Source organism: Streptomyces sp. NPDC058051 (assembly GCF_042885475.1).
Lineage (GTDB): Bacteria > Actinomycetota > Actinomycetes > Streptomycetales > Streptomycetaceae > Streptomyces.
The window spans coordinates 20,159-33,523 of record NZ_JBHVRW010000005.1 but is presented as its reverse complement, the minus strand read 5'-3'; the positions used below and the strand labels follow the sequence as shown (position 1 = coordinate 33,523).

11 protein-coding genes, 2 tRNA genes and 2 pseudogenes are annotated in these 13,365 nt (G+C 71.2%); 8 read left to right on the top strand and 7 right to left on the bottom strand.

The window, feature by feature from the left end; all coding sequences use genetic code 11:
* The first annotated feature begins 12 nt into the window (after positions 1 to 12).
* From ehuC to ACFVUT_RS10230, 5 genes are all read left to right on the top strand, one after another.
* Positions 13 to 753, top strand: coding sequence for an ectoine/hydroxyectoine ABC transporter permease subunit EhuC (gene ehuC / locus ACFVUT_RS10250; RefSeq protein WP_389644931.1), 741 nt, complete (start codon positions 13 to 15; stop codon positions 751 to 753).
* On the top strand, positions 750 to 1,391 hold the full coding sequence (gene ehuD / locus ACFVUT_RS10245) for an ectoine/hydroxyectoine ABC transporter permease subunit EhuD (protein ID WP_389644928.1): 642 nt from the start codon (positions 750 to 752) through the stop codon (positions 1,389 to 1,391). Before ehuC ends, ehuD begins: the two co-directional genes overlap by 4 nt.
* Positions 1,381 to 2,232, top strand: a complete 852-nt coding sequence (gene ehuA / locus ACFVUT_RS10240) for an ectoine/hydroxyectoine ABC transporter ATP-binding protein EhuA (protein ID WP_389644926.1) — start codon at positions 1,381 to 1,383, stop codon at positions 2,230 to 2,232. Before ehuD ends, ehuA begins: the two co-directional genes overlap by 11 nt.
* A 164-nt stretch (positions 2,233 to 2,396) precedes the next feature.
* Positions 2,397 to 3,155, top strand: coding sequence for an IclR family transcriptional regulator (locus ACFVUT_RS10235; RefSeq protein ID WP_389644923.1), 759 nt, complete (start codon positions 2,397 to 2,399; stop codon positions 3,153 to 3,155).
* Between the two features lie 138 nt (positions 3,156 to 3,293).
* Positions 3,294 to 3,367 (top strand) — tRNA-Lys (locus tag ACFVUT_RS10230).
* A gap of 122 nt (positions 3,368 to 3,489) precedes the next feature.
* Here ACFVUT_RS10230 and ACFVUT_RS10225 read toward each other — a convergent pair.
* The 4 genes from ACFVUT_RS10225 to ACFVUT_RS10210 all read right to left on the bottom strand — a co-directional run bounded on the left by ACFVUT_RS10225 (position 3,490) and on the right by ACFVUT_RS10210 (position 9,136).
* On the bottom strand, positions 3,490 to 5,154 hold the full coding sequence (locus ACFVUT_RS10225) for an AMP-binding protein (protein ID WP_389644920.1): 1,665 nt from the start codon (positions 5,152 to 5,154) through the stop codon (positions 3,490 to 3,492).
* Positions 5,155 to 5,180: 26 nt separating this feature from the next.
* Positions 5,181 to 5,771, bottom strand: coding sequence for a lytic polysaccharide monooxygenase (locus ACFVUT_RS10220; RefSeq protein WP_389644918.1), 591 nt, complete (start codon positions 5,769 to 5,771; stop codon positions 5,181 to 5,183).
* Between the two features lie 169 nt (positions 5,772 to 5,940).
* Positions 5,941 to 7,638, bottom strand: coding sequence for an SPFH domain-containing protein (locus ACFVUT_RS10215; RefSeq protein ID WP_389645743.1), 1,698 nt, complete (start codon positions 7,636 to 7,638; stop codon positions 5,941 to 5,943).
* Positions 7,639 to 7,684: 46 nt separating this feature from the next.
* Complete coding sequence (locus ACFVUT_RS10210; protein WP_389644915.1) at positions 7,685 to 9,136, bottom strand: peptidoglycan-binding protein; 1,452 nt, start codon at positions 9,134 to 9,136, stop codon at positions 7,685 to 7,687.
* A 184-nt stretch (positions 9,137 to 9,320) separates the two neighbouring features.
* Between ACFVUT_RS10210 and ACFVUT_RS10205 the strand changes: the two genes are divergently transcribed.
* Both ACFVUT_RS10205 and ACFVUT_RS10200 read left to right on the top strand, forming a co-directional pair.
* Positions 9,321 to 9,394: transfer RNA gene (locus ACFVUT_RS10205), tRNA-Lys, on the top strand.
* A 517-nt stretch (positions 9,395 to 9,911) separates the two neighbouring features.
* A pseudogene (locus ACFVUT_RS10200) lies at positions 9,912 to 10,460 on the top strand (hypothetical protein); the annotation flags it as partial.
* 47 nt (positions 10,461 to 10,507) lie between these two features.
* Here the strand turns inward: ACFVUT_RS10200 and ACFVUT_RS10195 are convergent.
* The 3 genes and pseudogenes from ACFVUT_RS10195 to ACFVUT_RS10185 all read right to left on the bottom strand — a co-directional run.
* A pseudogene (locus ACFVUT_RS10195) lies at positions 10,508 to 10,652 on the bottom strand (endoglucanase); the annotation flags it as partial.
* 290 nt (positions 10,653 to 10,942) lie between these two features.
* Positions 10,943 to 11,626, bottom strand: a complete 684-nt coding sequence (locus tag ACFVUT_RS10190; RefSeq protein WP_389644913.1) for a class F sortase — start codon at positions 11,624 to 11,626, stop codon at positions 10,943 to 10,945.
* A gap of 1 nt (position 11,627) precedes the next feature.
* A complete protein-coding gene (locus ACFVUT_RS10185) occupies positions 11,628 to 12,224 on the bottom strand; it encodes a hypothetical protein (RefSeq protein ID WP_389644911.1) in 597 nt (198 codons plus the stop codon).
* Positions 12,225 to 12,570: 346 nt separating this feature from the next.
* Between ACFVUT_RS10185 and ACFVUT_RS10180 the strand changes: the two genes are divergently transcribed.
* Entirely contained in the window at positions 12,571 to 13,350 is a 780-nt protein-coding gene (locus tag ACFVUT_RS10180) for an HAD-IIA family hydrolase (RefSeq protein WP_389644908.1), read from the top strand.
* The last annotated feature ends 15 nt before the right edge of the window (positions 13,351 to 13,365 follow it).

Here is a 13,365-nt window from a genome sequence, read left to right as displayed (position 1 = left end):
GGAACGCACCGCATGAGTGATTTCTTCTCCGCCTTCTTCGACGATCTGCCGCAACTGCGCTCCGGCCTGTGGGTGACCCTCCAGGCCACCGCCCTCGGCGCGCTGTTCGCCCTGTTCCTGTCGTTCGTCCTCGGTCTGATGTCGATCAGCCGACTGCTGGTGCTGCGCGGTGTGTCACGCGTCGTCGTGGAGTTCTTCCGCGGCACCTCTCTCTACATCCAGCTCTTCTGGTTCTACTACGCGATGCCACCGCTGACGGGGTACGAACTGACGCCGCTGCTCTGCGGCGTCGTCGCCTTCGGCCTCAACTACGGTGCGTACGGCGCCGAAGTGGTGCGCGGAGCGATCAACTCCGTGCCGCGCGCCCAGTACGAGGCCGCCGTCGCGCTCAACATGTCGCCGCTGCACCGGATGCGGAAGGTGATCCTTCCCCAGGCCTGGGTGCAGATGATCCCGTCCTTCACCAATCTGCTGATCCAGCTGCTGAAGTGCACGCCGCTGCTGTGGCTGATCTCCGCGGCCGATCTGATGACCGTGATCCAGCAGCTGCGTGACCGCACCGGTGAGACGCTCACCGCGTACGTGACCCTGCTGGTCGCCTACTTCGTCCTGTCCTACGCGCTGACCCTGCTGATGAACCTGCTGGAGCGGAGCGCCAAGCGGCGGCTCGGACTGCGGACGGGCGGGGGATCCCTGCTGCGCAGCCGCAGCGCCGCGGAAGCCGTCACCCGGACTGCCGGAGGTGCCCGGTGAACGGCTTCGACTGGAACGCCGCCGGTGACGCCCTGCCCCTGCTCCTGCGCGGTTTCGAGGTCACGTTGCTCGCGACCGTGCTCGGCACGCTCGTCGCCGCCGTCCTCGGGCTCGCCGTCGCCGTCGCGGGACGGGCCCCGAGCAGATACGTCACGGTGCCGGTGCGGCTCGTGACGGAGTTCGTACGGTCCACCCCGCTGCTCGTCCAACTGGTCGGCGCGGCAGCCCTGTTCACTTCGGTGGAGCCGCTGACGATCGGCATCGTGGTGTTGGGCATCCACTATGCCGCCTACACCTCCGAGGTGTACCGCGCCGGGATCGACGGGGTGCCGAAGGGCCAGTGGGAGGCCTGCCGGGCGCTCTCGCTCTCGCCACGGCGGACCTGGCAGGCCGTGATCCTTCCGCAGGCGGTGCGCAATGTGCTGCCCGCCCTCGGCAACTACGCGATCTTGATGTTCAAGGAGACCCCGTTCCTCGCCGTGATCACGGTGCAGGAGATGGTCTTCGAAGCCCGTAAGTACGGTGCCGACCACTTCGCGTACACCGAGGCATTCACGCTCGCCGGGCTGGTCTTCCTGGTCGCGAGCTACCCCACGTCGCTGCTGATGAGAAAGCTGGAGAAGCGCCTTGGCCACTGAACCCCTCCCCCTGAGCAAGCCGGCGGCAGCGGCCTCCGAGGACGTCGTTCCCGTCCGCACCGCCCCGGAGGCCGGCCCTCCGCTGGTCCGCTTCGACCAGGTCGTGAAGCGGTACGGCGACCATGTCGTCCTCGACGGGCTGGACTTCTCGGTGCGGCGCGGCGAGCACGTCACCCTGATCGGGCCCAGCGGCTCGGGCAAGACCACCATCCTGCGGCTGCTGATGACGCTGGAGAAGGTCAGCGACGGGGTCATCTGGGTGGACGGCTCCCCGCTGTCCCACATCAAGGCGCCCGACGGCTCGCTGCGGCCCGCGACCGAGAAGCATCTGCGCGAGGCCCGGAAGAAGATCGGCATGGTCTTCCAGCAGTTCAACCTCTTCCCCAACATGAAGGTGCTGCAGAACATCACCGAGGCCCCGGTGAACGTGCTGGGCATGGACCGCGACGAGGCGGAGTCCCGCGCCCGCGAACTGCTCGACCTGGTGGGGCTCTCGGGGAAGGTCGACGCCCACCCCTCCCAGCTCTCCGGCGGCCAGCAGCAGCGGGTGGCGATCGCCCGCGCGCTGGCGATGCGGCCGGAGATCCTGTTGCTGGACGAGGTGACGTCCGCGCTCGATCCGGAACTGGTGGCGGGCGTACTGGAACTGCTGAGCGACATCGCCAGGAACACCGACATCACCATGCTCTGCGTGACCCACGAGATGAACTTCGCCCGGGACGTCTCGGAGACGGTACTGATGTTCGATGCTGGACGTGTGGTCGAGTCGGGCCCGCCGGAAAAAATCTTCTCCGATCCCGCGCACGAACGTACGCGCGAGTTCCTCACCGCGGTGCTGTGACCTCGCCCTTCTTCGGTCACCCATGACGCTGGCATATGCCACACGGGTGCGCCCCTGCTGACGACGCCGGGGCGCCCCCTCGCGTCGCCGACAGCAGCCCCGTACGGGGCCCTTGACAGCTATCGTGGTGCCAGAGCTCGCGGTCACAACCTGGTGGGGGAAGCGTGACACTGAAGCCCGAACCGACCGCACCATTCCAGTCGGTGCAGCACGCCCTTCGCGTTCTCGAAACGGTCTCCACGCACGGCGACGGCGTGACGGACACCCAGATCTCCCGGGAGACGGGAGTGCCTCTCGGGCAGCTCACCTCCTTGCTGCTGACCCTGCGCCGCGAGGGATACGTCGAGCAGGTCACCGACGGCGCGTACGTCATCGGCTCCTGCTTGCTGCTCCTCGGCTCCGGCGCGGCCCGCCGACAGGCCCTGGAGACCAGGCTCCAGCAGGTGCTGGCGCAGCTGCGCGATTCGGTCGGCGCGGCGGTCTACATCAGCAGCTACGTCGACGGCGAGGTCAGCGTCACCCAGTACGCCGACGGCCCCCGCACTCCCGCGGTCAACGAGTGGGTGGACTTCCGTTCGTCCGCGCACGCCTCGGCGGTCGGCAAGTGCCTGCTGGCCCAGCTCGACCGGAACGGCCGGCGCGACCACCTCTCGCGCCACAAGACGGCCCGGCTCACGTCCCGGACGATCACCAGCGAGAAGGTGCTCTTCTCGAAGCTGGACAGCCAGCCGGCGACGGTCCCGATGCTCGACCTCCAGGAGTACGCGGTGGGCACGGTGTGCGCGGCGGTCCCCCTCACCGCCGGGGCGTCGGCGGGTTGCCTGGCGCTCTCCCTGCCGGTGGAGGACGCGCACCGCCTGCGCGAGGCGGCGGCCACGCTGAACCGGCGTGCGGCGCCCGTGCTTCTGTCGCTCGCTCTCTAGTACGGGTCCAGCACTCCTCCCGACACCGACACCCCGGCCGGGGCATATGTGCCGGTTTGCCGCCCATCGTCGGACCGGCGCCATTTGTCCGGCGGTATCAGCACCCCTCCGGAGCAGGTATTATTTTCGAGTCAGCACGCGCCGCTAGCTCAGTTGGTTAGAGCAGCTGACTCTTAATCAGCGGGTCCGGGGTTCGAGTCCCTGGCGGCGCACAGACAACGCACTGGGCGGTTCACGTACACACGTGAACCGCCCAGTGCGTTGTCACGGTGCGGCACGGCGTGGCACGGTGCGGCGCAGACGCCGAGCCGGCCCGCCGAGCGGAACACGCTCGTCACCGCGAGGGCACCATGCCTTCTCGCCCGTGTGCCGCGTACTCGCCCAGCAGGGCCGTCAGCCGCTCGTCCGCGAGCGGACCGTAGGCCCCGTCCCCGCCCCGCCACCACACGGGACCGCCGCACCAGAAGCCCTCGCTGCGCAGCCGCACCCGGTGCACCTTGTTCGTCGCCGTCACCGGCATCGCCGCAACGATCCGCACGAAGCGGGGCGCCATCTTCGTGCCCAGGTCCGGCTGCGCCGCGAGGAACGCGGCGAAGGACACCGGATCGAAGGCGGCGCCCTCCCGCATCGCGAGTGCCGCCATCACCTGGTCCCCGGCGACGGGATCCGGCACGGCGTACACCGCCACGGCCGCCGCGTCCGCCCAGCGGGCCAGGATGCTCTCGATCACGGCTGCCGCCAGGTTCTCGCTGTCCACGCGCAGCCGGTCGTCCGTACGGCCGGCGAAGTAGAGGTAGCCATCGGCGTCACGGAAGAACAGGTCCCCGGTCCAGTACCAGCCGCCGCGCAGCCGGTCCTCGTCCGCCGCCTCGTTGCGCCAGTACCCCTCGAAGGGTGTGCGGCCCCGGTTGACCAGTTCCCCTATGGCTTCGGCGCCGTTGACCAGTCTTCCGGACCCGTCGAAGACCGCGGCGGCCCGCTCCTGGCCCGTCCGCGGGTCGACGACCGCGAGGTCGTCGCGCGCCGCCGCCCTCCCGATCGCGCGCTCCGGGGTGCCCGGGGTCCGCTGGATCGCCGCGCCGCCCTCGGAGGAGCCGTAGCCCTCGACCAGCCGCACGCCGAACCGCTCCTGGAAGCGCGCCGCGTCCACCGCGCCGGCCTCCGTACCGAATCCGAGCCGCAGCGGGTGCGCGCGGTCGTCGGGGCGCTCGGGGGTGGCGAGCAGGTACTGCACGGCGCGGCCGACGTAGGTGAAGTACGTCGCCCCGTGCGCCCGTACGTCGTCGAGGAACCCGGAGGCCGAGAAGCGGCGGCGCAGCGCGACCGCGGCCCCGCCGGCGAGCGCGGGGGCCCAGTCGGCGAGCACCGCGTTGCCGTGGAACATCGGCATGCAGATGTAGTGGACGTCCTCGCGCCGGACGTCGAAGTGGTCGACGAGGGACCGTCCGGCCGCGGCCAGCCGCCCCTGGGTGCAGATCGCGGCCTTGGGCGCGCCGGTCGAACCCGAGGTGAAGTAGAGCAGCATCCGGGTCGCGGGGCCGATCTCGGCCAGGACCGTGTCGCCCGGTTCCGCTCCGGCGTACGGGGCGAGCAGTCCGGCGTAGGCGTCGGTGCCGGTGACCAGCACCCGCACACCCGGGAGGTCCAGTCCGTCGAGCAGCGGCAGATGGGTGTGCTCGGTGACCAGGACGCGGCAGTCGGTGTGCTGGATGTCGCGGGCCAGTTCGGCGCCGCGCCGGGTGGGGTTGATCCCGGCGACGGCGGCCCCGGCCAGGGCCGCCGCGCTCAACCAGAGAGGAAATTCAGGGGTGTTGTCCAGCAGCACCCCGACATGCGGCTCGCTGCCGGCCGGCAGCAGATCCGCCAGGAGCGCGGCCCGCGCGGCTGCGCCCGAGGCGACCTGGTGATGAGTGAGGACGGTGTCCTCATGTCTCAGCCCGGGCCGATGGTCGCCCCATTGGCGCTGTACGAGCTCCGCGACGGTGCCTGCGCTCCTCATGGCGCCGCACGGTAACTGACTACACGTCAGAACTGAACATCGGAGCACGCGTAGAACGCGTTCGCCGTGTCCGCGATGGTCCAGACGCTCAGGATGATGTGCTTCCCGGTCTTCTGGGTGGGGATGGTGCCCTGCTGGGTCAGGGTCGCCGGGGGCTGCTGGCCGCCGTACGGCACCGTCATGAAGGGCTGCGATTCCAGGTCGGCCCTGGTGAGCGGCTTGGTGGGATCCCAGCCGTTCTTGGTGATGTAGTAGCGGAAGTCCGTCGTGGCGTGCCGTGCCGTGAACTGCCAGCGGAAGCTGAAGCTCTGGCCCCCGGTGACCTGGGTCGCGGGCCAGCTGCCGCCGCGCGGGTCATCGAGCTGGCCGAACTCGGAGTGCCCGCCGGAGCAGATCGCACCGTCCGCCGGACCCGCCGCCGGGAAGCCCTTCGGGCCCTCGACGCTCTGCGGCTCCCACTGGATGTTGCCGCAGTTCGTCACCGTGCCGTTGGCACAGAGCTTCTGGCGGCTGATGGGGTTGTCGGTGTAGCCGTGGCTGCCGGCCGTACTCGTCGCGAGCATCGAGACGCCCGCTACCGCCAGGCCGACTACGGCCGCGCTTGCCCTTTTACGCATTGCTGTCGCTCCTCAAGAACGTGGGGGAGGTTCCATGAGCCCTGCTGCGCGCGCATGCTGCGGTCTAGACCAAGCCATAGGTTATTGACGCGGCATGAACATGTCCAGACCAATGGGAGTGGCATTCCGCTTCGCCGCGCGAGCGCCCCCTGAGAGCCCCGACAGGCACTCAGGCGCCCTCCCCGCCGTTGCGTCCGGTGTAGAAGGCCACCGTCAAGTCCTTGACCAGCGACTTCCGTTCGTAGTCGTCCAGCTCCACGATCCCCCGCGCGGTCAGCCGGTTGACCGTGTCGTCGACCGCGTCGACCACCGAGGTCAGCACACTGTCGCGGTGCTTGGCGTCGATGGCGGCGATCCGGCGGCGCTGCATGGCCGCGGCGACCTCCGGCGCGTACTCGATTCCGGTCGGCTGCGCCGAGTACACCTCGATGCCGACGGGTTCGCAGTCCGCCTTCAGCATCCGGGTCAGCGCGTCGCCGACCGCCTCCGCGTTGCGCAGGGTGTGCGCGTCCTCGTGGAAGGCGTCGGCGGGCAGTTGCGACAGGACCCTGGCCATCGCCGCCTCGACCTGCTCGCGCAGATATGCCTCGTGGTCCTCGACCCCGAGCGTCGCGCGCGCGGTGTCCTTGATCCGCCAGACGACGAGGACGACGACACGCAGCGCCGTGCCGTTGGCGTCCACGGCGGGGAGCGGCTCGCTGCGCCAGTGCCGCAGGCGTACGTCGACCCGGCGGCGCAGCAGCAGGGGGCTGATCCACATGAGCCCGGTCCGCCGCACACTTCCCCGGTACTCACCGAAGAGCGTCAGCACCCAGGCGCACCCGACCCGCCCGCGGCTCAGGCCGCCCAGTGCGAAGAGCACCACCGTCACCAGCGCGGCGAGCGCGGCCCAGGCGCCGAGACCGATTCCGTCGTACGGGCGCGAGCCGATCCCGAGCCGGGCGAGCGCGGCGGTGGGCAGCGCGCCGACCCACCAGAGGACAGCACCACCGGCGGCGGTCCCCGCCAGCGCGGTGAGCAGTGCCGCCCAGCCGGGCAGCGCGGGCCCCCGGCGCTCGGCGAGCAGGGGATCGCCCAGCGGTGCCGGTCGCGTCGACGGCCGCACCTGCCGCACCCGCGGCACGGGAGACCGCCGCCCGCCCGCCGCCGGCCAGGCGCCCGCGGTCCCCCGCGGCACCACGACGGCGGGAAGGGCTGCCGCGTCGGTGCCTTCGGAGTCCTCGCGGAAGAGCAGGTGGACGGGGATGGACGCGGTGCGCCCATGGGCGGTGGCCGCGTGCTGCCGCCCGGCCTCCCACGGGGCGTCGCCGGACCGCTCGGCCCCGGCGCCCCCGGCGACCGGGAGGGAGTCGAAGACCGCGCCGGGCACGGAGCCGGAGCGTCGGCCGGGCGGGACGGCCGCGGCGTCCACCACGGGTGCGGCAGCCGCGGTGTCCACTACAGGTGCGACGGTCGCGGTGTCCGGAACGGGTGCGCCGTCCGGGTCGCGGGCGGCGGGTGCGGCCGGGAGGGACACCGAGGCCGAGGTCGCGCCGAGGGTCGCACGGTGCGCGTCCTCCCGCGGGACCAGGTCCAGCACGAGGTCGACGACCGAGTCCGGACCCGCGTCCGGCACCGCGCCCGAGGAGGCCCGGGGGTTGGAGGATGCCCCCGGATTGGAGGATGCCCCGGGGTTCGACGATGCCCCCGGGTTGGAGGATGCCCCCGGGTTGGAGGATGCCCCGGGGTTCGCGCCGTTTCCCGGCCCCGGGGCGGTCTCCCCTTCCGTTCTCCCCGCGGCGTCGCGTGCCGTTGCCCGCTGCCGCGTCCTCTCCCCTGCGCTCCCGTGTTCCGGGGTTCCGGAGCTGTCCGACACCGTGGATCCCATTCCTGCCTCCGTCATGTCCGTTCTGTCACGCGAAGAGCCGTCTCTGTCACGCGAAGAGCCGCCGCCAGGTCTCCGGCCCGGGGTAGCCGTCGGCCGCTCCGCCCCGCCAGCCCTGCGCCCGTTGGAAGGCCTCGACGTTGCGCCGGTCCGCCTCGGTCCACCGGGGCCCCGGTCCCGACCGGTAGTACGTGCCGAATCCCTTCTTCACCAACTGCTTGCCGAGCTCGGCGACATGGCTGTTTGACTGACCGGGCCGAAAATAACCCCGCCCGGGGAACTTCGAATCAGCGTGCGAACCGCTTGGGCCTCCGCTTCCGGCGGCGGGGATGTCGCGGCCGGTCCCGCCGGTCAGCAGGCGCCAGGTGTCGGGGCCGGGGATGCCGTCCGCCTCCTTGCCCTTCCAGCCCTGGGCCTTCTGGAACGCCTGGGTGGCACGCCGGTCGGCGTCGCCCCAGCCCGGCCCGGGGCCGACCTTGTAGAAGCGCTTGCCACCCCGGTCCACGAGCATCTTCCCGAGCTGGGTCACGTACGCGTTGCCTGCGCCGGGCCCGAATTTCGCGGCTCCCGGGAACGGCGTCGCCGCCAGGCCGCCGCCGTTTCCGCTGTTGAGGCCCTTGTAGCGGTACGCGACGTAGTCGCCGGAGTGGGTCCAGTACGCCATGGGCGTCGTCTGCTTGCGGGTGAAGGGCTTGGTCTGCTCGTACGCCGTGTAGTGGGTGTGCGTGCCGTCGGTCCAGCCGCCGAAGATCGTGACGTGCGAGCCCTTCGTGGGGTCGGCGGGGTTGTGGAAGAGCAGGATGTCGCCGGGCTCCAGATCCTTGCGCGCGATCCGCGTCCCGTACCCGGCGAGGCTGCCGGTCCACTCGTTGCCGCGCAGGTTCCAGGCCATCGACACGAAGCCGGAGCAGTCCTGCCGGTACCCGTCGGACCAGTACGCGCTCATGCTGTACGGAACCTTCGCGGACACCCACCGCTTCGCGCGGTCGATGATCGCGGCCCGGGTGGTGCCACGCAGCTCGGACCCGGTCGTGGACGAGGGCGGGCCCGAGGCGCCCGTACCGCGCAGCGGCCCCGGCCGGCCTTGCGGGCTGCCCGGTTCCGGATCGGCCCAGGCGAGCGGGTCACCCTCGTCGTCCTCGTCGCCCTCGCCGGCCTGGGCATCCGGTCCGCTCGCGGCGACCGGATCCACCGCGCCCACCGGGTCCACCGGGTCCACCGGGTCCACCGGGTCCACCGGCACCGTCGTCTCGTCCGCACGGGCGGCCCCGGCCGCATCCGCCGCCCGGTCGCCCGGCCCGGTCGCCGCATCCGCCACCCCCGTGCCCAGCACCACTCCGGCCGCGGTGACCAGCACCAGTGCGCGGCGCGCGCCATGCGCGGCCGGATGGCCTCCGTATCGCACGGGCAAGGCACCGGCTGCGGCGCGCCGCTGCGCGGCGCACCCCGCACAGACGCAGTCGCTGGCGGGTACGTACTCCTCGAAAGCCGGCAAAGTCATGCGCTTCCCCTCCGCATTCGTCAAGATCTTCCGGCGCATCTGCACGGGCGCCAGTGTCTCAACTCTCCTGACATATCGCATTTTGACGGACAGAAATGAAAAAACGACCATCCGACAGGCCGTGACGGACCGGAAATGGTCAGGAGCACGCCCCGGCTTCGGGTACAGTTCTCCAGGTCAGCAGGCGCCGCTAGCTCAGTTGGTTAGAGCAGCTGACTCTTAATCAGCGGGTCCGGGGTTCGAGTCCCTGGCGGCGCACGCAGAGTCAAGACCCCCTCACCACAGGTGAGGGGGTCTTGCTCGTTCATGAATCGGGCAGCCGCACCACCCCCTTCAGGGGCTCCACAGGTGACGCACAGCCGACCCACAGCCACCGTTTCACCCTCGGCGCCGCGGAGGGCCCTCCCATACAGCTGCGCACACCGCTCTCGCAAGGGTTCTGAAAATCGCACTTTTGATGGGCAATCCACCCGTTTAACCCTTGTGGCCGGGGCCTGCGTCGGACAACCTGTCTAAGGGTCATCAGCCCAACCAGGCTGGTGAGCCGTGCAGTTGGGGGATGCAGAGGGGGAAGTTCCGATTGTCCGCTACGCGGGGTGGGGGCCCCGCCCGGGGACAGATGCCCGGGCGGCATCAGACAGCCGGAAGGGCACCGTTCCGTGTCTGAGCGGACGGCCGCCCGCCATCGATGTCGTCCGCGGCGACCGACGGGGAATCGCCGCGGCGGAGACGACCGACCAGTCACGTACTGACCATGCGTGCAGGGGGATGACCCATGAGGTCGACGCCGACGGGCGCCCGGCAGCAGAACGACGCCCCTCCCCGGACCGCTCGGCTCCGGATACCCGTCCAGCCGACGACCGGGGAACGGGGCACCGTCCGGAGCGGGCGCTGCCCCGATACGACTACGAGCACCACAGCCGGCTCGCCGGGCCACTGACCCGGCCCGCTCCCAGTGCCGATCGGCCTGATCGAGCTCTTCCGCACCGTGAACGTCCTGTCGAACGCACACACGACGCCGGTCGCCCGGGATCCCGTCCCGGGCGTCCCCGAGACCGGCGCCCGGGTCGCCTTCCTCACCTCGTTCGTCCCGGGCGAGGAGCCCCTGGAGAGGGTGACGAGGGCCCTCGAAGCCGCGGTCCGCGTCCGGCACCGCGGGACGCTGCACGTCTGGCTGCTCGACGAGGGCGACGACCCGGCGGTGAAGGAGGTCTGCACCCGGCTCGGGGTGCACCACTTCTCCCGCAAGGGCGTCGCGCACGGGAACCGGGCCGAGGGCGCACACCGCGCGAGGACCAAGCACGGCAACTACGACACGTTCGTCACCGGACTACAAAGTCACGAACGGCCACGGGGACTTCCTGGACGTCCCTCTTCGCAGAACTCCTGCGGCGTGCACCCGTCGACGATGTGCAAGCAGCGCGTCCGGTTCCAGGATCACCGTGGCGCGCCGGTCGCCGATGCCCTCGGCGACGCCGTCCGGCCAGGTCCGGTACGCCCGGCCGCCGGCGGCGCCACACCCGGCTATCGACGGTACGTCAGAAATGCTCTGGGCCAGGGCAGTTCACCGGCCTACAGTGTCGGGAAGGGATCGCTCCCTGGCCTCCCGTGTCGGCGCCGGCTACTCCCGCAGCCCGCCCACCGCGGTCGAGGGCCGGCCCGGTCGGCGCCCCCGAGTGACGAGGGCTGCCGACCGGGCCGGATGCCCCCTCGCAGATGCCGCCGCTTCCCCCGGACCGCTCGCCGGACTCCTCCTGGACTGCCCACCGGACAACTCGCCGGACACCCAGAGGACTTCTCCCCGGGCTACTCGCCGGACTTCTCGCCGGACTTCTCGCCGGTCAGGTAGGCCGAGACCACCACATTCGCGTCGTACGAGCGCGAGGACCGGTCGTAGGTGCCGCCGCAGGTGATCAGCCGGAGTTCCGCGCGACCCTTCTGGCGGGGCCCGTACGCCTTGTCCGCGTTGAAGCGTTCCCGGGTGAGGACCTGGACGTCGTCGATGACGAATTCGGCGACCGTGCCGTCCGCGCGGGTCACCTCGACCTCGGCGCCGGGGCGGACCGCGCTCAGCCCGTAGAAGACGGCGGGTGCGGTCTCGGTGTCGACGTGGCCGACGAAGAGAGCGGGGCCCTCCGCGCCGGGCTCGGCGCCGTTGCCGTACCAGCCGATGGTCTGGGGCATGTCGAACGAGGGCGGTTCGATGGCCCCGTCCGTGTCCAGGCCGCGGGCGACCACGGGCGCCGCAATGCTGATCGACGGGATCTCGACCCGTTCCGGCGCGGAGCCCTCGATCGGGTCGTGCGGCGGGGGGAGCGGGACACCGAGCGGGCGCCCGACGGCCGCGATGTCGCCGGTGGTCGGCGCGGAACCGGCACCGGAACCGTCAGCGATGTCGCGGCCCCAGAGCCACAGCCCCGTCAGCAGGACGGCCCAGGCGACTCCGGTGAGCAGCCGGCCGTGGCCTTCGGGGCGGTCGGGGTCGGACACGTCAGTCTCCGACCGGGCGGCGACGGCGCGCGGTGCGGAACGCGACGGAGACGGCCGCGACGGCGGCCAGGGCCAGACCGATCACCGCGTGCACGGCACCGGGGCCCTCCTGACGGGCTTCCCGCTCGTTGACGACGGCGGTGGCGCCGCCTCCGGCGCGGACCGGGGCGAGTGGCGTGGCCTGGTCGCGGGCGGCCACAGTGACCGTGCCGGACACCTTGGTGCCCTTGTCGTCCGCGCAGACGATCCGGACGTCGTAGTCGCCGGGGGTGGTGTCCGAGCCGATCCGGGCGTTCGCGACGAGACCCCCGTCCGTGGCGGCCGTGAAGCGCGCCTCGGAGACGAAGGCGTCGGAGGTGCCCGTCGCCTCCTTGCCCCCACAGGCGTCCAGCCGCAGGGCCACGTCGCCGCCCGGGGCGGCGGAGGGCGGGGTCACCGAGAGTGTGGTGCGGGAGCCCGAGCCCGTCCGGTCGGACTCGGATGTGGTGCCGGAGCCTGTACCGGTGCCGGAGCCGGTGTCGGCCGGTGCGGCGGGAGCCGGCACCAGAACCGCCGCGACGACCGCGGCGGCACAGAACGTGAGCGATATGGAACGCATCGTAAACCTCCTGAGGGAAGGTTCACGCCTGCCCGGGCATTCCGCATCCGCAGCAGCGCAGGGGGCAAGCCGTCCGGGACCGCCCGGAACCCTCCCCCGGACGGCCCGAAGGGGGATCTGCCGGTGTCGGCCATCGTGGTGAGCCCGGCGGAGGATCAGAACCGTCCGCACCCCCACCTCCTGGACCGGCCGGCCCCCGCCTCCGGACCGGCCGTACCCCCGCCTCCGGACCGCCCGGCCCACCCCTGTCCGTGGGAGGGGGGCCATTCCTGGTGGGCCGGAGGGCCTTCTGCCGCCTATGGGATGATCGCAGCGTCGATACCGCGCACCCGCAGGAGACTGTCCCATGACCCAGCGCAAGCCCATCGAATCCTGGCTCACGGACATGGACGGCGTCCTGATGCACGAGGGGATCCCGGTGCCCGGAGCCGACGCCTTCATCAAGCGCCTGCGGGAGTCGGGGCGGCCGTTCCTGGTCCTCACGAACAACTCGATCTACACACCTCGGGACCTGTCGGCCCGGCTGGGCCGCATCGGCTTGGACGTGCCCGCCGAGAACATCTGGACTTCGGCGCTGGCAACGGCCACGTTCCTGGAGAACCAGCACCCCGGAGGCACGGCCTACGTGATCGGAGAGGCCGGGCTGACCACGGCCCTGCACGACGCCGGGTACATCCTCACGGACATCGACCCCGACTTCGTGATCCTGGGCGAAACCCGAACCTATTCGTTCGAGGCGCTGACGAAGGCCATTCGGCTGATCAACAAGGGGGCGCGCTTCATCGCCACCAACCCGGACAGCACCGGTCCCTCGCCCGAGGGAGATCTGCCTGCCACCGGTTCCGTGGCTGCTCTGATCACGAAGGCCACGGGCAAGGACCCGTACTTCGTGGGCAAGCCGAATCCGCTCATGATGCGCACGGGGCTGAACAACATCGGCGCGCATTCGGAGTCCTCGGCCATGATCGGGGACCGGATGGACACGGATGTCCTGGCGGGCCTTGAGGCGGGGATGGAAACGTTCCTGGTGCTGACCGGGCTGACCCGGCCGGGCGACGTCGAGCGGTACCCGTTCCGGCCCACCCGGATCGTGGACTCCATCGCTGATCTCGTGGAGCTGGTCTGACCCGCACGCGCTCCG